Annotated in this window: 20 protein-coding genes; 13 read left to right on the forward strand and 7 right to left on the reverse strand. The window is 69.9% G+C overall.

Annotated features, from left to right (window positions below; all coding sequences use genetic code 11):
- Positions 1–44: 44 nt before the first annotated feature.
- The 5 genes from B9Y95_RS10945 (at position 45) to B9Y95_RS10965 (ending at position 5,331) form a co-directional block, all read left to right on the forward strand.
- Positions 45–1,412, forward strand: coding sequence for a glutamine synthetase family protein (locus tag B9Y95_RS10945; protein ID WP_071262237.1), 1,368 nt, complete (start codon positions 45–47; stop codon positions 1,410–1,412).
- On the forward strand, positions 1,399–2,235 hold the full coding sequence (locus B9Y95_RS10950) for a gamma-glutamyl-gamma-aminobutyrate hydrolase family protein (RefSeq protein WP_085511903.1): 837 nt from the start codon (positions 1,399–1,401) through the stop codon (positions 2,233–2,235). The genes B9Y95_RS10945 and B9Y95_RS10950 overlap by 14 nt, the downstream gene beginning before the upstream one ends.
- Entirely contained in the window at positions 2,232–3,596 is a 1,365-nt protein-coding gene (locus B9Y95_RS10955; protein ID WP_085511904.1) for an aldehyde dehydrogenase family protein, read from the forward strand. The genes B9Y95_RS10950 and B9Y95_RS10955 overlap by 4 nt, the downstream gene beginning before the upstream one ends.
- Before the next feature lie 128 nt (positions 3,597–3,724).
- Entirely contained in the window at positions 3,725–4,513 is a 789-nt protein-coding gene (locus B9Y95_RS10960) for a 3-oxoacyl-ACP reductase (RefSeq protein ID WP_085511905.1), read from the forward strand.
- Between the two features lie 53 nt (positions 4,514–4,566).
- Positions 4,567–5,331 carry a FadR/GntR family transcriptional regulator gene (locus B9Y95_RS10965; protein WP_085511906.1) on the forward strand — a complete coding sequence of 255 codons (765 nt, stop codon included), beginning with the start codon at positions 4,567–4,569 and terminating at the stop codon, positions 5,329–5,331.
- A gap of 142 nt (positions 5,332–5,473) precedes the next feature.
- Here B9Y95_RS10965 and B9Y95_RS21100 read toward each other — a convergent pair whose 3' ends face one another.
- Complete coding sequence (locus B9Y95_RS21100; protein ID WP_255376692.1) at positions 5,474–5,596, reverse strand: hypothetical protein; 123 nt, start codon at positions 5,594–5,596, stop codon at positions 5,474–5,476.
- 71 nt (positions 5,597–5,667) lie between these two features.
- On the opposite strand from B9Y95_RS21100, the gene B9Y95_RS10970 reads away from it, so the two are divergent.
- Positions 5,668–6,618: a LysR family transcriptional regulator gene (locus tag B9Y95_RS10970; protein WP_085511907.1), complete on the forward strand. Its 951-nt coding sequence runs from the start codon at positions 5,668–5,670 to the stop codon at positions 6,616–6,618.
- A 12-nt stretch (positions 6,619–6,630) separates the two neighbouring features.
- Here the strand turns inward: B9Y95_RS10970 and B9Y95_RS10975 are convergent, their stop codons facing one another.
- Positions 6,631–7,332: a DedA family protein gene (locus B9Y95_RS10975; RefSeq protein ID WP_085511908.1), complete on the reverse strand. Its 702-nt coding sequence runs from the start codon at positions 7,330–7,332 to the stop codon at positions 6,631–6,633.
- Between the two features lie 220 nt (positions 7,333–7,552).
- On the opposite strand from B9Y95_RS10975, the gene B9Y95_RS10980 reads away from it, so the two are divergent.
- Complete coding sequence (locus tag B9Y95_RS10980; protein ID WP_085511909.1) at positions 7,553–8,428, forward strand: exodeoxyribonuclease III; 876 nt, start codon at positions 7,553–7,555, stop codon at positions 8,426–8,428.
- Between the two features lie 24 nt (positions 8,429–8,452).
- Here the strand turns inward: B9Y95_RS10980 and B9Y95_RS10985 are convergent, their stop codons facing one another.
- The 3 genes from B9Y95_RS10985 to B9Y95_RS10995 form a co-directional block, all read right to left on the reverse strand.
- On the reverse strand, positions 8,453–10,033 hold the full coding sequence (locus B9Y95_RS10985; protein WP_085512188.1) for a DUF4832 domain-containing protein: 1,581 nt from the start codon (positions 10,031–10,033) through the stop codon (positions 8,453–8,455).
- Between the two features lie 159 nt (positions 10,034–10,192).
- A complete protein-coding gene (locus B9Y95_RS10990; RefSeq protein WP_200811392.1) occupies positions 10,193–11,785 on the reverse strand; it encodes an amino acid permease in 1,593 nt (530 codons plus the stop codon).
- A gap of 160 nt (positions 11,786–11,945) precedes the next feature.
- Positions 11,946–12,866: an AEC family transporter gene (locus tag B9Y95_RS10995; protein WP_085511910.1), complete on the reverse strand. Its 921-nt coding sequence runs from the start codon at positions 12,864–12,866 to the stop codon at positions 11,946–11,948.
- A gap of 164 nt (positions 12,867–13,030) precedes the next feature.
- Between B9Y95_RS10995 and B9Y95_RS11000 the strand changes: the two genes are divergently transcribed.
- On the forward strand, positions 13,031–14,140 hold the full coding sequence (locus B9Y95_RS11000; RefSeq protein ID WP_085511911.1) for a Glu/Leu/Phe/Val dehydrogenase family protein: 1,110 nt from the start codon (positions 13,031–13,033) through the stop codon (positions 14,138–14,140).
- Positions 14,141–14,219: 79 nt separating this feature from the next.
- On the opposite strand, the gene B9Y95_RS11005 is transcribed toward B9Y95_RS11000, so the two are convergent.
- Both B9Y95_RS11005 and B9Y95_RS11010 read right to left on the reverse strand, forming a co-directional pair.
- Positions 14,220–15,233, reverse strand: coding sequence for an NADP-dependent oxidoreductase (locus B9Y95_RS11005; protein ID WP_085511912.1), 1,014 nt, complete (start codon positions 15,231–15,233; stop codon positions 14,220–14,222).
- 96 nt (positions 15,234–15,329) lie between these two features.
- Positions 15,330–15,716: a DUF1304 domain-containing protein gene (locus tag B9Y95_RS11010; RefSeq protein WP_085512190.1), complete on the reverse strand. Its 387-nt coding sequence runs from the start codon at positions 15,714–15,716 to the stop codon at positions 15,330–15,332.
- Positions 15,717–15,855: 139 nt separating this feature from the next.
- Here B9Y95_RS11010 and B9Y95_RS11015 point away from each other — a divergent pair, with 139 nt between their 5' ends.
- The 5 genes from B9Y95_RS11015 (at position 15,856) to B9Y95_RS11035 (ending at position 21,071) form a co-directional block, all read left to right on the forward strand.
- Positions 15,856–16,437, forward strand: coding sequence for a TetR/AcrR family transcriptional regulator (locus B9Y95_RS11015; protein WP_085511913.1), 582 nt, complete (start codon positions 15,856–15,858; stop codon positions 16,435–16,437).
- A 131-nt stretch (positions 16,438–16,568) separates the two neighbouring features.
- Positions 16,569–17,477: an ABC transporter ATP-binding protein gene (locus B9Y95_RS11020; RefSeq protein WP_085511914.1), complete on the forward strand. Its 909-nt coding sequence runs from the start codon at positions 16,569–16,571 to the stop codon at positions 17,475–17,477.
- A 54-nt stretch (positions 17,478–17,531) separates the two neighbouring features.
- Positions 17,532–18,593 (forward strand): aliphatic sulfonate ABC transporter substrate-binding protein, encoded by a 1,062-nt coding sequence (locus B9Y95_RS11025; protein ID WP_085511915.1) that lies wholly within the window; start codon positions 17,532–17,534, stop codon positions 18,591–18,593.
- 37 nt (positions 18,594–18,630) lie between these two features.
- Positions 18,631–19,476, forward strand: a complete 846-nt coding sequence (locus tag B9Y95_RS11030; RefSeq protein WP_085511916.1) for an ABC transporter permease — start codon at positions 18,631–18,633, stop codon at positions 19,474–19,476.
- Positions 19,477–19,637: 161 nt separating this feature from the next.
- Positions 19,638–21,071 (forward strand): DUF6421 family protein, encoded by a 1,434-nt coding sequence (locus B9Y95_RS11035; RefSeq protein WP_085511917.1) that lies wholly within the window; start codon positions 19,638–19,640, stop codon positions 21,069–21,071.
- Positions 21,072–21,171: the final 100 nt, after the last annotated feature.

Below are 21,171 nucleotides of genomic sequence, written 5' to 3' on the forward strand. Positions count from 1 at the left end.
GCAGAACGCCGACGACGGGTCCCCCGGATCAACGAGGAGCTGCCATGCACCCACGCTCAGGAAACCTGACGCTCGAGGAGCTCACGACGGCCGTCGCCGCGCGCGAGATCGACACCGTGATCCTCGCGTTCACCGACATGCAGGGCCGACTCGTCGGCAAACGCGTCTCGGCCCGCCTCTTCGTCGAGGACGTCGCCGAGCACGGGGCGGAGTGCTGCAACTACCTGCTCGCGGTCGACGTCGAGATGAACACGGTCGACGGCTACGCGATGTCGAGTTGGGAACGCGGCTACGGCGACATGGCGATGATCCCCGACTTCTCGACCCTCCGCCGCGCACCCTGGCTGCCGGGCACGGCCCTCGTCACCGCCGACCTCCAGTGGCTCGACGACGCCCCCGTGGTCGCTTCGCCCCGTCAGATCCTCATCGCCCAGCTCGAACGGCTCGCCGAACGCGGCCTCGTCCCGTTCGTCGGCACGGAGCTCGAGTTCCTCGTCTTCGACGACACCTTCCGGGAGGCCTGGGCGAAGGACTACACGAAGCTGACCCCCGCCACCGACTACAACATCGACTACGCGATCCTCGCGTCGACCCGCATGGAACCGTTGCTGCGCGACATCCGCAACGCCATGGACGGCGCCGGCATGTACTGCGAGGGCGTCAAGGGCGAGTGCAACCTCGGGCAGCAGGAGATCGCGTTCCGCTACGACCACGCCCTCGTCACCTGCGACAACCACTCGATCTACAAGAACGGGGCGAAGGAGATCGCCGACGCCCACGGCAAGAGCCTCACGTTCATGGCGAAGTTCGACGAACGCGAGGGCAACAGCTGCCACATCCACATCAGCCTCCGTGGCGAGGACGGTTCGGCCGTGTTCGCGGACCCCGACGCGCCCGACGGCATGTCGAAACTCTTCCGGCACTTCCTGGCCGGGCAGCTCGCCGCGATGCGCGAGCTGACGATGTTCTTCGCCCCGAACATCAACTCCTACAAGCGCTACGTCGACGGCAGCTTCGCCCCGACGGCCGTCGCCTGGGGACACGACAACCGCACGTGCTCGCTCCGGGTCGTCGGCCGGGGGCTCGGCATGCGCGTCGAGAACCGGGTACCGGGCGGCGACGTCAACCAGTACCTCGCCGTCGCCGCGCTCATCGCCGCCGGACTGCACGGCATCGAGAACGAACTGGAGCTCGAGGACCCGACCAGCGGCAACGCCTACACGGGCGGCGCGCCCCGCGTCCCGACGTCGCTCCGGGAGGCGGCCGAGCTCTTCTCGCAGTCGACGATCGCCCGCGAGGCCTTCGGCGACGAGGTCGTCGACCACTACCTGAACTTCGCGAAGGTGGAACTCGCCGCCTTCGACGCCGCGGTGACGGACTGGGAGCGGGTGCGCGGCTTTGAACGCCTCTGACCCGAACGTCCCAGCGACCGACCCGCCCGTCTCGAGCGCTCCGCTCATCGGCATCACGACCTACCTCGAGCAGGCCCAGACCGGTGTGTGGGACGTCCCGGCGTCCTTCCTCCCGAAGGTGTACCTCGACGCCGTGACGGATGCGGGCGGGATCGCGGTCCTCCTCCCACCCCAGCCGGTCACCCGAGCGGTGGCCGCGTCCGTGCTCGCCCGCCTCGACGGACTCATCGTCTCGGGTGGCGCCGACGTCGACCCCGGCCTGTACGGGCAGGTCGCCCATCCACGCACGGGTCGGCCACGGACGGACCGGGACGCCTGGGAGGAGGCGCTGCTCACGGCGGCGATCGACGCCGAGCTGCCGTTCCTCGGCATCTGCCGTGGCGCGCAACTCCTGAACGTCGCGCTCGGCGGGACGCTCGTCCAGCACCTCCCCGACCTCGTCGGCGACGACTCCTTCCAGCCCGGCGAGGGCGTCTTCGGGCCGAAGACCGTCGCGATCGACGCCGACTCGCGACTGGCCGCGCTGCTCCGGCAGGACGACGACGAGCTCGACGTGCACGTCTACCACCACCAGTCGATCGACCGCGTCGCCGACGGGCTCGTCGTCACCGCCCGTACCGAAGAGGGCGTCATCGAGGCGGTCGAGCTGCCGACGGTCCCCTTCGGTCTCGCCGTGCAGTGGCACCCCGAGGAGGAGACCGCCGACCGGCGTCTCTTCGCCGGGCTCGTGGACGCCGCGCGTCGACACCGCGACGCCGGGACCACAACAGGAATCAGCACCAGCACCACACCCGGCACCGAGAGCAGGAGCACCGCACCGTGAGCTACACGATCCTCAATCCGGCGAACGAGCACGTCGTCACGACCGTCGAGCACCTCGACCTCGCCGAGACCGACGCCGCCATCGCCCGCGCCGCCGTCGCCCAGCGGGCCTGGGCGGCCGTCAGCCCCGCCGACCGCGCCCAGGCGCTCCGCCGTTTCGCCGCATCGGTCGACGCCGACCGCGAGCACCTCGCGAGCCTCGAGGTCGTCAACTCGGGCCACCCCATCACCCAGGCGCGGTGGGAGGCCGGTCACGTCCGCGACGTCCTCGAGTACTACTCCGCGTCACCCGAACGGCTCTTCGGTCAGCAGATCCCCGTCGCCGGGGGCATCGACCTCACCTTCCACGAACCGCTCGGCGTCGTCGGCATCATCACCCCGTGGAACTTCCCGATGACGATCGCCGCCTGGGGGTTCGCACCGGCGCTCGCGGCGGGCAACGCCGTGGTCCTGAAGCCCGCGGAGTGGACACCGCTGACGAGCATCCGTCTCGGTGAACTCGCCCTGGAGTCCGGCCTCCCCGAGGGCCTGTTCCAGGTGTTGCCGGGCCGCGGATCGGTCGTCGGCGAGCGCTTCGTCACGAACGAGACCGTCCGGAAGGTGGTCTTCACCGGATCGACCGCCGTCGGCAAGCGCATCATGGCCGGCGCGGCGGAGCAGGTGAAGCGGGTCACCCTCGAACTCGGCGGCAAGAGCGCCAACATCGTGTTCGCAGACGCCGACCTCGAACGCGCGGCCGCCGCCGCCCCCTACGGCGTCTTCGAGAACGCGGGCCAGGACTGCTGTGCCCGGAGCCGGATCCTCGTGCAGCGGAGCGTGTACGAGCGGTTCATGGAGCTGTTGGAGCCGGCCGTGCAGGGTGTGGTCGTCGGCGATCCGAACGACGAGGCCACCGAGATGGGGCCGCTCGTCTCCGCCCCGCACCTGGCCGCCGTGCGCTCGTACGTGCCCGAGGGTGCGCCGGTCGCCTTCACCGGGAGCGCCCCGGACGGCCCGGGGTACTGGTTCGCGCCGACCGTGTTGACGCCCGCCCGCGACGACCGCACCGTCCGGGAGGAGATCTTCGGTCCCGTCGTCGCCGTCCTGCCCTTCGAGGACGAGGCTGACGCCCTCACCCTCGCGAACGACACGGAGTACGGCCTCTCCGGCTCGATCTGGACCCGCGACATCGGCCGTGCGATGCGGGCCGCTCGAGCGGTGGAGTCGGGCAACCTGTCCGTCAACTCCCACTCCTCCGTCCGCTACTCCACCCCCTTCGGCGGGTTCAAGCAGTCGGGTCTCGGGCGCGAGCTCGGTCCCGACGCCCCGCTCGCCTTCACTGAGACGAAGAACGTCTTCCTCGCCGTCGACCCCGGTCCCTGAGCTTGTCGAAGGGCCGCACCACCCCGGTACCTGAGCACCACCCCGGTCCCTGAGCACCACCCCGGTCCCTGAGCACCACCCCGGTCCCTGAGCTTGTCGAAGGGCGGGGCAGAGAGAAAGAGCACCACATGACCATCACCCCCATCGACCTGACCCAGCGGCTCGCCGGCAAGGTCGCCGTGATCACCGGCGGAGCGAGCGGCATCGGTCTCGCCACCGCGAAGCGCTTCGCCGCTGAGGGCGCGACCGTCGTCATCGGCGACCTCGACCCGACCAGCGGCCAGGCGGCGGCCGAGCTCGTCGGTGGGCTCTTCGTCCGGGTGGACGTGACCGACCAGGCGCAGGTCGACCACCTGTTCGACACGGCGGCCGAGACCTACGGTTCCGTCGACATCGCCTTCAACAACGCCGGCATCTCCCCGCCCGACGACGACTCCATCGAGACGACCGAGCTCCCGGCCTGGGAGCGCGTGCAGGACGTGAACCTCAAGTCGGTCTACCTGTGCTCCCGCGCGGCCATCCGCCACATGGTGCGACAGGGGAAGGGCTCGATCATCAACACGGCGTCGTTCGTCGCCGTCCTCGGTTCGGCCACCTCGCAGATCTCCTACACGGCGTCCAAGGGCGGAGTGCTCGCGATGAGCCGCGAGCTCGGCGTGCAGTTCGCGCGGCAGGGCATCCGCGTCAACGCCCTCTGCCCGGGTCCCGTCAACACCGCGCTGCTGCAGGAGCTCTTCGCGAAGGACCCGGTCCGTGCGCAGCGGCGACTCGTCCACATCCCCCTCGGTCGGTTCGCGGAGCCCGAGGAGTTGGCCGCCTCCGTCGCCTTCCTCGCGAGCGACGACTCGTCCTTCATCACCGGGTCGACGTTCCTCGTCGACGGTGGCATCTCCTCCGCCTACGTGACACCGGAATGAGCTGACGACATGCCCGGGCGGGGGACGCGACCCCGGGGAAATAGACTGATCCGATGAGCGAGACGCGGAAGGGCGACGAGGCGACCGAGGTGCTCAGCGCCGAGCTCCTCCTGCGTCCGGGCCGCGCCGGGAACGCCTTCGAGGAGACCGTCCAGCGGCTCCTGCAGTCCATCCGCCTCGGGCTCATCGAGCCGGGCGGTCGTCTGCCGGCCGAGCGCGAACTCGCGACGATGCAGGGGGTCAGCCGCGACACCGTGCGGGATGCGATCGCCGCGCTCACCGAGGCCGGCTACCTGACCTCGCGGCGCGGGCGCTACGGCGGGACGTTCGTCATGGACGAGCTGCCTGACGACGAAGCGTTGAACGGGACCGACTCCCCCGAGATCGGCCGCGTCACGATCTCGGCGGCGGAGATCGAGGACACGCTCACGCTCCGCAGCATCCTCGAGGTCGGTGCGGCGCGCGAAGCGGCGCAGTGCAAGCTGTCCGGCGCCGACCGCGAACGGCTCTGGCAGGCGCTCGGAGACTGTCGGGACGCGGCGCCCGCCGACTACCGCCGCCACGACTCCCGCCTCCACCTGCTCATCGCGGAGCTCGTGGGTGCCCCCAGCCTGCTGCCGCTCGTCGCCGAGTCGCGCATGCGCGTCAACGAACTCCTGAACGGCATCCCGCTGTTGGCGGTCAACATCGCGCACTCCGACGAGCAGCACGAGCGCATCGTCAAGGCGATCCTGCGCGGTCACCCCGAGGAGGCGGCGCAGGCGATGGCCGAGCACGTCGCCGGCTCCGAGGCGCTGCTGCGCGGCTTCCTCGCCTGAGCCGCACCCCGGTCCCGAGCCCCCACCCGGTCCCCGAGCCCTACCCCGGTCCCCGAGCCTGTCGAGGGGGACATGGAACGACCTCCCGGCGACGAGTCGCGAGGAGGTCGGATGCGCCGGTCGGGCCGGCGGGTGCGAGGTCCTAGAAGGACTTCGGGTAGGTGCGGGCCGGGATAGCACGGTAGCCGTCGCGCTTGACGACGACGACCGATCCGACGGCTGCACTCGCAGCGAGGAGGGCGATGATGCCGAGATAGATGGTCATGGTTCTATGAAACGCCTGTTGGCCGTGAAGGACAAGCGAACAATACTGACGTCACTCGGTAGCATCACTACATGGACGTCCGCCGACTCGATTTGCTTCGTGAACTCGCCGAGCGCGGCACGGTGCACGCCGTCGCCGAAGCCACGCATCGCACCCCGTCCGCGGTCTCCCAACAACTCAAGGTCCTCGAGCGCGAGGCCGGCCTGCCGCTCACCGAACGGCGTGGCCGCGGGCTCGTCCTCACCGACGCCGGCCGGGCACTCGCGGCCAGCGCCACGGACGTCGCCGTCGCGATCGAGCGGGCGACGAGCGTGTGGGACGAGTACCGCAACCGTCCGATCGGCACCGTCACGGTCGCGACCTTCCCCACCTTCGGGCAGATGGTCGTACCCGCCGTGCTCCGCACGCTCGAAGCGGTACCCGGCCTGCGGGTCGTCGTGAGCGACCGCGATCCCGATCTCGAGGACTTCCCCGATCTGGCGGCCGACTTCGACATCGTCATCGCGCAGGCGATCAGCGGCGAGCGCAACTGGGTCCGTCGCGGTCTCCGCATCACGCAGCTGCTCTCCGAGCCGCTCGACGTCGTGCTGCCGGTCGGGCATCGCCTCAGCGGCCAGACCGTCCTGACCCCGGCGGACCTCGCTGACGAGTCCTGGATCGGCGTGCCGGTGGGCTATCCGCTCGACCGCCTGCTCAGCAGCATCGAGGCCGAATCGGGCGGCGAGCTCCGAGTGGTGCAGCGGGTGAGCGACAACCGCATCGCGGAGGCGATGGTCGCGGCGGGCCTCGGGATCGGCCTCCTCCCGCGATACACGGCGAGTGGCCCGGAGCGCGGCATCGTCCTCCGTCCGCTCGCGGGGCTCGACGCGACCCGTCGGATCGTCGCACTGTCGCGTCCCGACCGCGCCGAACGCCTGGCGGTGCGGACGGTCCTCGACGCGATCCGCGTGGAGGCGCAGTCGGTCGCCGCCTCGCACACCGCGCCGGAGCCCGAGGAACTCACCACGCCCCGCTGGGTGTGAGCGGGACCGTTCTCAGGAGTCCGTCTGCGCGTCGGCGCCACTGCGCTCCCGGCGATACCGCTTCACGCCCTTCCAGACCGCGACGCCGACGGCGATCACGACGCCCGCGATGACCACCTTCTGCAGGATGCCCGCGTACTCCTCGACGATGTGCCACTGCTCGCCCAGGAAGAAGCCGGCGAGGACGAAGACGGTGTTCCAGATGGCGCTGCCCGCGAAGGTGAGCAGGGTGAACCGCAGGACCGGCATCCGTTCCACACCGGCTGGGATGGAGATGAGGCTTCGGAAGATCGGCAGCATCCGTCCGAAGAACACGGCCTTCGAGCCGTGCTTCCGGAACCAGGCCTCCACGCGGTCGACGTCCTCGACGTGGACGAGCGGGACCCGCTCGGCGAGACGGCGCATCCGGTCGCGTCCGAGCACCGCCCCGATCGCGTAGAGGGCCAGCGCACCGATCACGGAACCGGCCGTCGTCCAGATGAGGACCTCGACGAGTCCGAGCTTGCCCTGACTGGCGGCGAATCCGGCGAGCGGGAGGATGATCTCGCTCGGGAGCGGCGGGAAGAGGTTCTCGAGGGCGATGGCGAGCCCGGCTCCCGGACCACCCAACGTCTCCATCAGGTCGACCGCCCAGTCGGCGACCCCTCCGAGGGCACTGTCCCCTCCCGTTGAGGCGGCGGACAGGCTGAACGTGGCGGCGGTGGACGTCGTCATACCCACGACGCTACGCGACACCCGCTCGCCATCCCTGGGAACCTCCGCTCAATCCCCCACCCGCCGTCCTACCCGATGCCCCGTGCTCTTTCCCTAACTCAGGAAGTCTCCGGCGTGTCGGGGCTCACCGGCGGCACGCCCGGGCGACACGCCCAGCGTCTCCTGAGTTAGGGACATCGGACTGAGACGGAGGGCGGGGCAGGTTCGATAGCGTTGGGGCATGCGCATCGCCACCTGGAACGTCAACTCGATCCGTACCCGCGTCGGCCGCGTGGTCGACTGGCTCGTCCGAGAAGACGTCGACGTCCTCGCCATGCAGGAGCTCAAGTGCAAGCCCGAGCAGTTCCCGATGGAGGCGTTCACGAAAGCCGGCTACCAGGTGGAGCTCCACGGGCTCAGCCAGTGGAACGGCGTCGGCATCGCCAGCCGCCTCCCGATGGAGGATGTACAGATCGGCTTCCCCGACATGCCCGGCTTCGGCAAGCCACCGGCGAGCCTCGCGCTCGACGGTCCCGGGTTCGACGCCGACGGCCTGCCGCTCGAAGCGCGAGCCATCGGCGCGACGGTCGACGGCGTCCGTCTCTGGAGCTTGTACGTCCCGAACGGCCGCGCCGTGGGCGACCCGCACTACGACTACAAACTCCGCTGGCTCGCGGCGCTCGAAGCCGACACCCGCTCCTGGCTCGCCGAGAACCCCGAGCTGCCGCTCGCGCTCATGGGTGACTGGAACGTCGCGCCGCTCGACTCCGATGTCGGCGACCCGAGCTTCGGACCGGGCTCGACTCACATCTCGGAGCCCGAGCGCGCGGCTCTGGCAGCCTTCGTTGACGCCGGCCTCCAGGACACCGTGCGACCGTTCGTCCCCGAGGGCTACACGTTCTGGGACTACAAGCAGCTCCGATTCCCGCGCAACGAGGGCCTCCGGATCGACTTCATCTACGGCTCGCAGGCCTTCGCGGACCACGTCGTCGAGGCGTCGATCCACCGCAACGAGCGCAAGGGCGACAGTCCGAGCGACCACGTTCCCGTCGTCGTCGACCTCGACTTCACCCTCTCCGACGAGGATGAGGACGACTCGCCGATGATCTTCGGCTGAGCCGACGCCCTCACCCGAGTCCGGTCAGGCGTTCCGACGACGCCGGGCGAGCAGGAGGGCGAGGGCTCCGAGCGCCACCACGCCACCGCCGAGGACCGCGGGAGCGAGCGACGAGACGCCCGTGTCGGGCAGTCTGGCCGCAGCACCGGCCACCGGTTCAGCCATGACGACACCGTCGGCTCCGACGGTCACCTGACGCTGCAGGCTGTTCACGCCGGTCGCCGCATCCCAGGTGCCGACGTTCGCCGTCTGGACGGCGTAGAGCGGGTTCGCCGCGACCGACTCGTGCGTGGCCGGCAGCGACAGCGCCGTGTCATAGCGACCGTCCGGGACGTCGGCGAGCGACGCCTGGAGCGTGACGGTCTCCCCCGCACCCCAGGTCCGAGCGTCGGAACCGAACGGGACGCGCACCGTGCGCTCGGCGTTCGACAGCACGAGGTAGGCAGGCCTGCTGTTGTACGGAGCCGCCCAACCGTCGTTCCGGACCGTGAGCGAGAGCGTGCCGTCCACGACCGAGCTCTCCGTCATCACGAAGCGGTAGCCGAGTCGCTTCGCGGTGGTGTCGAGGTTCTCCTGCCCCCAGGACTGCAGGACGTCCTGCAGGTAGTCCCAGTTCAGGTAGCTGAAGTTGTAGCGTTCCATCTCGGCCGAGGCTGTGGCCCACTCCGACCGCGGCGGGTTCACGTTGCAGGTCTCACCGCCGACCGGCACCCAGTCGCTCTCTTGCGCGAGGTAGTCCTGATCGAGCGAGATCGGGTCGGACAGGTAGGTGCCCCAGTCGTCGGGTGCCGCGAGGAAGCAGTCGTTGTGGTGACCGATGCGCGAGATGGCGCTGCCGTCGAACGCCTGCGCCTCGGTGATGGCCCCAGCGGTCCCGGACGGCACCCCGAGGATGTTCTGCTTCATGTTCATGGTCCGCACCTGGATGGAGCGGTCGGCGGGAACCGCCTCGAGGAGCGCCTCGACGACTGCGCGGCGCTTCGCCCAGTCCTCGTCCGTGAGGACACCGGGGTTCGCCGGGTCCGCGGCGAAGTGGTCCGTGTAGTAGCCCTCGCCCCAGAGGCCGACGAAGCCGGCCTGGACGACGGAGATGACGTCGGCGTTGTCCTGGAAGATCGGCGTGAGCTGCTCGATGTGGGTGAGCACGATGTCGAGCGGTGCGTCACCGTAGGGCGGCGTGTAGGGGAAGTCGCCGCCGGCGAGGTACGCGAAGCGGGGGATGATCGAGATGCCGGCGGTGCGGGCCGCGTCGAAGTCCGCCTGGACGAGCGCGAGCCAGGCCGGGTCGAGGGTCGGCTCGGCCACGAACCGTTCCAGGTAGAAGACGCGGACGAGTTCGGTGATGCCCTCCTCGCGGTAGGCCGCCAGGGTGGCGACGTCGAGCGGCGTGTACCCCGGCCCGCCCTCGGTCCCCTCGGGGTAGTAGTGCGTGTTGTTCGTGTGGTCGAAGCCGCGCTCGGGATTCGCGATGATCGCGTCGCTCGGCTCGTAGGCGACCGTGTCGGCCGGGGTCGGGGCAGGTGCTTGCGCCGCAGCGCTCAGCGGTGTGGCGACGACGATGCCGCACGCGGCGAGCACGGCGACGAGACGGAGACGACGGTTCACGGGAACTCCAGCGGGGTCCGGTGGTGCACGGAAGAGGTTGCCCACATCCTGCTGAACCGGCTCCCGAGGTGCAAGGGAATGCTCGAAACCGACCCGAAGTGATCACTATCGCTTAGCGATTCACCGCGAACCGCCGACCCGCCGTCGTCCGTTCTCGCGCTAGGACCGCGGTGCGCCCCCGCGCTTCCGCTTGTTCGCATCGATGGCGGGACGCTCGGCCACCACCGGCCAGGTGCCTGTGTGCCCCTCGCGTGCGGCCGCGGCGGCCATGATCCGCGGCTTGGCGGCGAACCATCCGACGATGAGCATCGGGATGAGGACGATGAGGGAGGCGAGGACCCAGCGCCCGGTCTCCGAGAAGCCCATGGTCACGAGGACGAACAGGAGGAACGCGAGCGTCAGATACGACGTGAACGGTGCCCCGAACAAGCGGAACGACGGCCGCTCGACCTTGCCCTGCTTCGCCCAGCGCTGCAGCTGGATCTGGCAGAGGATGATCGTCGCCCAGCCGCCGATGATGCCGATGGCCGAGATCTCGAGCACGAGCTCGAACGCCTTCGACGGGTAGAGCGCGTTCAGCAGGACGCCGAGCAGGGTCAGCGCTGCGGTGAGCAGGATCCCGCCGAACGGGACGCCGTTCTTGCTCATCTTGCCCGTGAACGCGGGGGCCGAACCGTTGACGGCCATCGATCGGAGGATGCGACCGGTCGAGTAGAGGCCGGCGTTGAGGCTCGACAGCGCCGCGGTCAGGACCACGAAGTTCATGACGGACGCCGAGATCGCCCCGGCCTGCTCCGACCCGATGTGCGAGAAGAAGGTGACGAACGGGCTCTCACCGGCCTGGTAGGCCGTGTAGGGCAGCAGGAGCGAGAGGAGCAGCACCGAACCGACGTAGAAGATCGCGATGCGGAAGATGACCGTGTTGACGGCCTTCGGCATGATCTTCTTCGGTTCGGCCGTCTCACCGGCCGCCGTACCCACGAGCTCGATGGCCGCGTAGGCGAAGACCACACCGGAGATCGCGATCATCGGGGCGAAGGCGCCGACCGGGAACAGCCCGCCGTTGTCGCCGATGACCGAGAATCCGACGGCGCCGATGTCGGTGCGTCCGCCGAAGACGATGAAGCAGACGCCGACGATGAGGAAGATCACCAGCGCCGACACCTTGATCAGCGCGAACCAGAACTCCATCTCTCCGAACAGCTTGACGGAGACGAGGTTGAGCGCCAGCACGACCACCAGGGCGGCGAGCGCGAAGACCCACTGCGGGAAGTCCTCGAGCTCCTTCCAGCCGAAGAGCTTGCCGAAGGTCTTGATGTAGAGCGCGGCCGCGGTGACGTCGACGATCGAGGTCATCGCCCAGTTGAGGAAGTACAACCACCCCGCGCCGAACGCCATCTTCTCGCCGTAGAACTCACGCGCGTAGGAGATGAACGAGCCCGAGGACGGGCGGTGGAGGACGAGTTCACCCAGAGCGCGGAGGATGAGGAACGCGAAGAACCCGCAGAGCGCGTACACGAGGATGAGCGCCGGACCGGAGCTGTTCAGGCGCCCGCCCGCACCGAGGAAGAGCCCGGTGCCGATCGCGCCGCCGATCGCGATCATCTGGATCTGCCGCGGCTTGAGGGTCTTGTGGTACCCCTCCTCCTCACCGGAGAAGTCCTGCACGGCGAGCATCTCGTCGCCGACGGTCTCGCGGGATTCGGCCCAGTCTCCGGAACGTTCGTGTCGTGGGGTCGTGCCTTCGGTCATGTCGTCCCATCGGGTCGGGTCCGACGGCGCTCCGCCGGACTGGACGGTGGCATATCTCAGTCGTGCCCGCCCAAGAGTAGTCGCGAACGTTCGGCATTTCCGGCCATCGCTGTCCATTCTTCGGAGGACAGAGGCACTCCGGACGGACCGGTTCCGGGGCTCAGGCGAGCAGGGCGGCGACGACGACGAGGACCGGCACGGAGAGGATCGTCGTCAGCAGGACCGTGTCGCGGGCGAGCGTGACACCCTGCTCGTATCGGCTGGCGAAGTTGTAGACGTTCTGGGCCGCCGGGAGGGCCGCGAGCACGACCGAGGCGAACAACGGCGTGCCGCTCAGCCCGAAGCCGAAGTGCGCGATGAGGTAGGCGAACCCGGGCATCACGACCGATTTGATCGCCGTCGCAACGAAGATCTCCCGACGTCCGCTGCCGGCCTGCAACGGCCGCATGCCGTGCAGCGACATCCCGAACGCCATGAGGATGAGCGGCACGGCTGCGCCGCCGAGGAGCTCGAACGGAGCCATGACGGGCTCGGGGAGCCGGACGCCGAACAGGTTGAGCACGACGCCGATGATCGACGCGACGATCATCGGGTTGCGGAAGGGTTGCGTCACGATGCCGAGGAAGGAGACGGAGCCGCGCTGTCTGACGTCGAGGATGGTGAGCGCGATCGGAGCGAAGACGAGGAGCTGCAGCAGGATGACCGGGGCGACGTAGCCTGCCTCACCGAGGACGTAGACCGCGACCGGGATGCCGATGTTGTTGGCGTTGACGTAGCCTGAGCCGAGCGCGCCGATCGTCGCGACGGAGAGGTCCTTGCGCAGCCACACGGCGTTCAGCAGCACGAAGAGCGCAGCCGCAGCGAGGGCACTCGCGAGGGCGACCCAGATGAAACTGCTGAACACCTCGTGCAGGTCGGCCGTGGCGAGCACGGTGAACAGCAGCGCCGGGTTGGTGACGAAGAACGCCACCCGGTTGAGCACGTGCCCGGTCGTCGGGCCCCCGACCTCGAGACGCCCGGCGACGTAGCCGACGAGGATGACGGTGCCGATGATCGCGAACCCCGTCAGCACTCCACCCATGCCGTCCAGCCTAGGTGCAGCCCGTCCGGCGGCCCGGTCGAGCCGACGGTTGTGGAGCGGGCGGTCGGCGTGGAGAATCTGGGGAGGAGAGCCGGGCACCACCATCGCCCAGTGATCCGCTCCCACCAGGAGCCCGCACCAATCACCCACGAGGAGATCCGACGATGACGTCATTCGACCCGGTCGCGTCCAGCGACGCGATGCACAGCACCACCCTCCCCCACGAACGCCTCTCCATCAGCCGCGGACCGCGCTCCGGGCTGACCATCAGCGTCGCCCTGCACTCCACCGCCCTGGGGCCGGCCCTCGGCGGCGCGCGACTCTGGCGGTACGGGTCCTGGCTCGAGGCCGTCGACGACTCCCTCCGCCTCGCGGCGGGGATGACGATGAAGAACGCGGCCGCCGGTCTCGCGCACGGCGGCGGCAAGTCCGTCATCCACCTGCCCGTCGGCACGACCCTCGACCCCGCGGAGCGCCGCGACGCGATGCTCGACCTCGGCGACGCGGTCGAAGCGCTCGGCGGCGCCTATCGCACCGCGGAGGACGTCGGCACGACCGCCGAGGACATGGCCGTCGTCGCCGAGCGGACCGACCACGTCAGCGGGCTGCCGGCGGACCGCGGAGGGGTCGGCGAACCGAGCGAGGCGACGGCGGCCGGCGTGCACGCGGCCATCACCGCGACGCTCGAGACGGTCTTCGGCACCCCGCTCGTCGCGGGCCACCGGGCGACGATCTCCGGGCTCGGTCAGGTCGGCGGCCGGCTGGCCCGACGACTCGCGTCCGAGGGGGCTCGCCTCATCGTCACCGACGTCGACCCGCGGAAGCGGGCCCTCGCCGAGGAGATCGGCGCCAGCTGGATCGAACCGGGCGACGAGCACCTCGTCGAGACGGACCTCTTCGTGCCGTGCGGTGTCGGTGGTGCCCTGAACGCCCGGGTGATCGGGCAGCTGCGGTGTCGCGCCGTGGTCGGGGCGGCGAACAACCAGCTCGCCTCCCGCGCCGACGCGGTGGCCCTCGAGGAGCGCGGCATCCTGTGGGCGCCGGACTTCGTCGCGAACGCGGGCGGCGTGATCTACCTCGCCATGGCGTCGGAACCGGGCGCCGACGCCGCGGCCATCGAACAGCGGGTGTCGGCGATCGGGCGGACCGTGCAGTCGATCTACCGGGAGGCCACAGCGGCGGGCGTCACGACGCTCGTCGCCGCCGAGCGCCTCGCGATGGCCCGCATCGATGCCGCCGAGGTCACCGCTTCCGGAACGCTCGCCGTCGTGTGACTCGAACGCGTGGTTCGTTCGCCCGAACATGGGCGAACGAACCACGCGTCGCCCAAAGATGGGCGAACGAAACGGGACGTCAGAGCTTGACGACCATCTTCCCGGTGTTGGCGCCGCGCATGAGCGCGAGGAACGCGTCGAGCGTGTGGTCGAGGCCCTCGTAGACGGTCTCGTCGAAGACGACGTCACCGTTCTGCAACCAGGCACCCATCTCACCGGAGAACGCCGGGAAGTGCTGCGTGTAGTTGCCGACGGTGAAGCCCGTGAGGGTGAGCCCGCGGGTCACGATGTTCGACAGGTTGCGCGGGCCCTCGGCACGCTCGGTGTCGTTGATCTGCGAGATGACGCCGCAGAGTGCTGCGCGTCCGCCGTCGTTGAAGGCGTCGATCGCCGCTTCGAGGTGCTCGCCGCCGACGTTGTCGAAGTACACGTCGATGCCGTCGGGTGCCGCGGCCGCGAGCTGCTCGGTGACGGGGCCGTCCTTGTAGTTGAACGCGGCGTCGTAGCCGTACTTCTCCGTCAGCAGGGCGACCTTCTCAGCCGATCCGGCCGAACCGATGACGCGCTTCGCGCCCTTGAGACGGGCGATCTGGCCGACCATCGTGCCGACGGCGCCTGCCGCACCGGAGACGAACACCGTGTCGCCCTCCCGGAACTTGGCGACCTCGAGCAGACCGACGTACGCGGTGAGGGCCGTCATGCCGAGGACGCCGAGGTAGGCGGACAGCGGGACGCCGGGGAGCTCAGGGACGACGCGGAACCCGCTGGCGTCCTCCTGGACGAGGTCGCGCCAGCCGAACTGGTGCAGGACGACGTCGCCGACGGAGAAGCCTTCGGCGGCCGACTCGACGACCCGGCCGATGGCGCCGCCGGTCATCGTCTCACCGAGCTGGTACGGCGCGACGTAGGAGCGGGCGTCGTTCATGCGACCGCGCATGTAGGGGTCGACGGAGAGGAAGAGGTTCTGGACCCGGAGCTGGCCGGGCGCGAGCTCCGGGAGTTCGACGGAGACGGTCCGGAAGTCGGACTCGGTCGGCCAGCCGACCGGTCGCGAGACGAGCTGGATCTGGGTGCTGAGCGCGGGGGTGTTCATGTGGTGCCTTTCCTTGGTGCGGTGATTCGGTGGGCGGGCGCAGCGCGTCGTCGGGTTGCGGACGGGGTGACGCCTGGGGCGTCGGGATGGGAGGTGTCAGACGGCCAGCGCGATGACGAGTGCGATGAGTCCGAGCAGCGGGGCCGTCCCCTGGACGATCGCGGCGCGTGCCTTCGTGCGGTCCGAGGTGATGAGGACGAGCGAGGCGAGGAGCATCGAACCCGCCGAGGCGAACACGAGCGCCGCCCCGATGCCGGTCGAGCCGGCGATCAGGAAGACCATGCCGACGATGGTGCCGATCGCGAGGAACAGGTTGTAGAAGCCCTGGTTGTACGCGAGGCCGCGGGTGGTCTCGGCCTCGAGCTCCGTGGTACCGAAGGTCTTGCGCGTTGCCGGCTCGGTCCAGCGCAGCGACTCGAGCACGAAGATGTAGACGTGCAGGAGGGCGGCGATGCCGACGAGGACGAGACTGACGACGAGCATGGGACGGGCCTTCCGGGAGATCGGTGTCGAGTCGTCCGGGTGGAGCGACATTCTGTACCGATGGGTCTACTATAATAGTAGAACGCTCGGTACACAACCCACCCGTCCGGAGGACCGGCCGAGCCAGGAGGAGGCATCCATGGGACGCACGCAGGAGTTCGACACCGTCGCCGTCGTCCAGGCGGCGCGCGACGTCTTCTGGGACCGCGGGTACGAGGCGACCTCGCTCGCCGACCTCGAAGCGGCCACCGGTCTGCGGCGGTCGAGCCTCTACCACGCCTTCGACAGCAAGCGCGGGCTGTTCGACGCCGCCGTGCAGGACTACCTCGACACCGTCATCCGACCGCGCCTCTCGGTCCTCGCGCGGGCGACGGACGGCAGAGCCGGGCTCACCACCTACTTCTCCGGCGTGCAGACGGTCATCGCGACCCTGCCCGACGACTCCCCCCGCCGCGGTTGCCTCCTCCTCAACAGCGCGGCCGGCCTCGCGGCCCACGACGATGCACTGCGCGAGGTCGTCGACGGCTACCGCGCCGAGCTCACCACCGCCGTCTCGGACGCCCTCGCCCTCGCCCGTCCCGAGGCGGACGCGGACGAACTCACCGCGGCCGCGCGGCAGCTCACGTCGTTGTCGGTCAGCGCACTGCTGCTCGCCCGGGTCAACCGGGAGGAGGCCGTCGCCATCCTCGACGTCGCCCTCACGCAGGTCGGCAGCTGGTAGCGGACGCATAACACCGGAACCCTCCGGATGTCACGAGCGCACGCCAATGTGACGCTCTGTTTCGGCGACCGAGAGCGGTCCGTCACCCTCGCGTAGCATGGCGGGCACCCCACCCCTGGAGCCCGAGACCCATGACGAACGCTGCCCCAAGCCCGCTCGCCGCGAGCTCGCCGGTCACCCGCGACGCCGTCCCCGGCGGCTCTGCGGATCGTGCCTCCACGGTCGCGTTCGCCGGGGTCGGCCGCACCTTCGCGAGCGGTGCCGGCAAACGCGCCGACGCCCCGCGGCCCGTGCTGCGCGACGTCACGATCACCGCCGAGGCCGGCGAGGTCGTGGCGATCCTCGGTACGAGCGGCTGCGGCAAGTCCACCCTGCTGCGGATCGCGGCCGGTCTCGACCACCCGACCGCCGGCTCCGTGCTCATCGACGGCACACCCGTCGCCGGTATCGACCCGCGCACGGCCTTCGGCTTCCAGGAGCCTCGACTCCTCCCCTGGCGCACCATCGCGGCGAACGTCGCACTCGGTCTGCCCAAGCGGACACCCGCAGCCGAAGGACGCGCCCGCGTCGCCGAGCTGCTCGAACTCGTGGGGCTCGCGGACTTCGCCGAGCACCGCCCACGGGAGGTCTCCGGCGGCATGGCGCAACGCGCCTCGCTCGCGAGAGCCCTCGCCCGCCGGCCGGGCGTCCTGCTCCTCGATGAACCGTTCGGTGCCCTCGACGCCCTCACCCGGCTGAAGATGCAGGACCTGCTGCTCGCCATCCACCTCGCCGCGCCCACCACCATCCTGCTCGTGACGCACGACGTCGACGAAGCCCTCCAGCTCGCCGACCGGGTCATCCTCCTGGGTCGCGAGGACGGACAGCCCGGTTCGACCATCGCGCAGACCGTGACCGTCCCCGGCAACCGCCCGCGCGACCGCGGGTCGGCAGAGCTCGCCGAGCTGCGCGGCCGCCTCCTCGACGGACTCGGCATCGACCGCCACGGTCTCGCCCGCGGCGACCAACGACTGCCGTCCATCCCGCACTTCCCGTACTGAGCCACCCACCACCTCCGCCGTCATCCCGCACCGATCCACAGCAAGGACCAACGCATGACCTCACGACGCCGCTTCACCACCTCCCGCGCCGGGCGCGCGGCCCTCGTCGCCGCGACCGCCGCCGCAGCGCTCCTCCTCAGCGGCTGCGTCGCGGGCGAGAACGCTCCTGCGGCCGGCGGCGACAGCACCGCCGGCACCACCGAGGGCGGCACGCTCGACATCGACTTCGCGACCTACAACCCGCTCTCCCTCATCATCAAGGACCAGGGCTGGCTCGAGGACGCACTCGACGACCAGGACATCACCGTCAACTGGGTCCAGTCGGCCGGCTCCAACAAGGCCAACGAGGCGCTGCGGGCCGACGCGATCGACGTCGGGTCCACCGCCGGGTCCGCCGCGCTCCTGAACCGGGCGAACGGATCGGCCATCCAGGCGATCGACGTCTTCTCGCAGCCCGAGTGGTCGGCGATCGTCGTCGGCCAGGGCTCGACGATCACGGACGTCGCCGAGCTCAAGGGCAAGAAGGTCGCCGCGACGAAGGGCACCGACCCCTACTTCTTCCTCCTGCAGGCACTGGAGGAGGCCGGCCTGTCCGCCTCAGACGTCACGATCGAGAACCTCCAGCACGCCGACGGCTGGGCTGCCCTGCAGAACGGTTCCGTCGACGCGTGGGCCGGTCTCGACCCGATCATGGCCGGCGCCGAGGAGGCGGGCGCGAAGCTCATCTACCGCAACGTCGACTTCAACAGCTACGGCATCCTGGCCGCGACCGAGTCCTTCATCGACGAGCGCCCGGACGTCGCGCAGACCGTCGTGAACGCCTACGAGCACGCTCGTGAATGGGCTGCGTCGAACCCCGACGAGACGGCGCAGATCCTCGCGGACGCCGCGGGCCTCGACCTCGCCGTGGCGACGAAGGTGATCACGGAACGCTCGAACCTCGACGTCGACCCGGCGCCGGGCAAGGCGCAGGAGCAGGTCCTGTCGATCATCGGCCCGATCTTCGTGGAGTCCGGCGACGTCTCGTCGCAGGACAAGGTCGACGACGCCCTGGCCGACCTCTTCAACCCGAGCTTCGTGGACGACGCGGACCCGTCCGTCATCGGCACGAAGTAGTCCGGCGCCTCGCCGTGAACCGTCCCGAGAGGAACCCGTGAGCGACCAACCCGGACTCGGCACCCCGACCGCAGGCCTCGCGGGTGCCCAGGCGACCCAGTCCGGCCGCGAAGCGCGCGCCGTCCTCGGGTCGCGCAGGATCGTCGTCGTCCTCGGCGGCTTCCTCGTCCCCGTCGTCATCCTCGGGGCCTGGCAGCTCGTCACCGCGTTCGGCCTCGTCCCGCCCTCGCAACTCCCGGCACCCGCCGAGGTCTGGGCGGCCGGCGTGGATCTCGCGCAACGCGGCTGGCTGCAGCAGGACGTCGCCATCTCGGTGCAGCGCGTCCTCATCGGGTTCCTCATCGGCGCTGTCCTCGGCCTCGTCCTCGGCGCGGTCGTGGGGCTCTCGCGCCTCGGCGACATCCTGCTGTCGACGACCTTCGCGGCGATCCGCGCCGTCCCGTCGCTCGCGTGGGTCCCGCTGCTCATCCTCTGGCTGAAGATCGGTGAGGAGTCGAAGATCACGCTCATCGCGATCGGCGCGTTCTTCCCGGTGTACACGACGGTCTCCGCCGCGCTCCGACACGTCGACAAGCACCTGGTCGAAGCCGGCCGCGCGTTCGGCCTGAACGGTGTCGCGTTGTTCCGGACGGTACAACTGCCTGCCGTGACGCCCTCGGTCGTCTCCGGCCTCCGGCTCGCGCTGGCGCAGTCGTGGTTGTTCCTCGTGGCGGCGGAGCTCATCGCCTCGTCCATGGGACTCGGTTTCCGCCTGGTGGACTCGCAGAACAACGGCCGGGTCGACCGCATCTTCTTCGTCATCATCGTGCTCGCGCTGCTCGGCGCGATCACCGATGCGCTCGTCGGTGTCCTCGACCGCTGGATCAAGCGCCGCTGGGGGTAGCGGCTCGCCCGCAGTCGGCCGTGCAGTTCCCCAGCGCGAACGGCCGAATGTTGCAGCGAAGTCGCTCCTGACGCAAGAAATCCGCACCCCCTCCGCCCCTACGCTCGAAGGAATCGTCACCCACCCCGGGCGACGCCTGCGCACGCGGAAGGAGGTTCACCATGTCGAACGTCGCCACCACCCACACGAAGAGCATCGTCGGAGAGCCGGAGGTCGTCGAAGACGCCGCCGCACTCGTCGGGCACCCGGCCTGGACGGACCTCAAGGCCGCCGCGACCGCGCTGCAGGCCGTCCAGGTGAAGGACGGCTCGATCCCCGAGTCGAGCGACCACGGGCAGGCGGCAGGGCACGTCGCCACGATCGTCGCCAGTGTCCGCGCCCTCGCTCCGAACTTCCCGCACGACGCCGAGTACCTCGACGCCCTCGTCGCCGACTTCGACCGCTGGGAGCGCGACGGTTTCGGCGTCCCGGACTTCCTCGACTCGCTCGTCGCCTTCCACCCCGAGCGGCACCGCGTGGACGGCTTGGGACACCTCGTCGTGTTCCCGATGGTCACGCAGAACGGTTCGACCGACCGCCACATCGAGGCCGTGCTCGTCGAGGTCATCTGGCCCGAGTTCATCGCCGCGCTCGAGGCCGGCGACTACACGAACGCGCTCTTCGTGCCGATCCGCTTCCTCGACTTCACGCCGGGGTACGACACGAACTCCGCGGTCCTCTTCCCCGAGACGGTCGCGATGCGCGCGATCCCGGCGTTCACCTGGGGCGCGATCTTCCAGGACCGCGAGGCGGCCCGGTACCGTCGGGTCGTCCGAGCCGCGGCCGAGATCACCAAGCTCGACCTCCCGGCCGACGCCGCGTCCCTCCTGGACGACCAGCAGCTGGCCGAGGAGACCTTCGTCATGTGGGACCTCATCCACGACCGCACGCACATGCGCGGTGACCTCCCGTTCGACCCGTTCATGATCAAGCAGCGGATGCCGTTCTTCCTGTACTCCCTCGAGGAGCTGCGCTGCGACCTCACGGCGTTCCGCGAGTCCGTCCGGCTGGAGCGCACGCTGACGACCCGCGCGGAGACCGAGACGCTCGACGCGGCCGACGTGGCGATCCTCGAGCACGCGAAGCTCGTCCAGTACGCGATCATCTTCGACCGCATCTTCCGGTTCGCCATCACCGGCTCGCGCGTCCGGAACTACGACGGCGTCGGCGGCCAGCTGCTCTTCGCGTGGATGCACCAGCACGGCGTGCTGCACTGGACCGACACCAGGCTCACGATCGACTGGGACGAGGTCCCCGACGTGGTCGTGCGGCTCGGCGAGAGCATCGATGAGCTGTACTGGCGATCGATCGACCGTCCGAAGACCGCGCACTGGCTCGCCGCGTACGAGCTCGTCCGGACGACGCTGACGCCGCACCCCGCGTCGGAGTGGGCGCGTGGGCTGTCCGACGAGATCCTGAGCGGACCGCCGCGTGGACTCACCGACGCGGTCCTCGACGACGAGTTCCCCCTGTCGATGTTCTACGAAGCGCTCGGCAAGAAGATGGCGGACGTCATCACGTCGACCGCCGGGATCACGGGGCGATCCGCGGCCTGACCCGACCGTGCCGCGGAGGAGCCCGGAGCAGCACTCTCCTGAGTGCCGCTCCGGGCTCTTGTTCGAGCGCCGGACGGCCGCGCTCCGTCGCTCGACGGAT

Source organism: Plantibacter flavus (genome assembly GCF_900177615.1).
GTDB classification, from domain to species: Bacteria; Actinomycetota; Actinomycetes; order Actinomycetales; family Microbacteriaceae; genus Plantibacter; species Plantibacter flavus.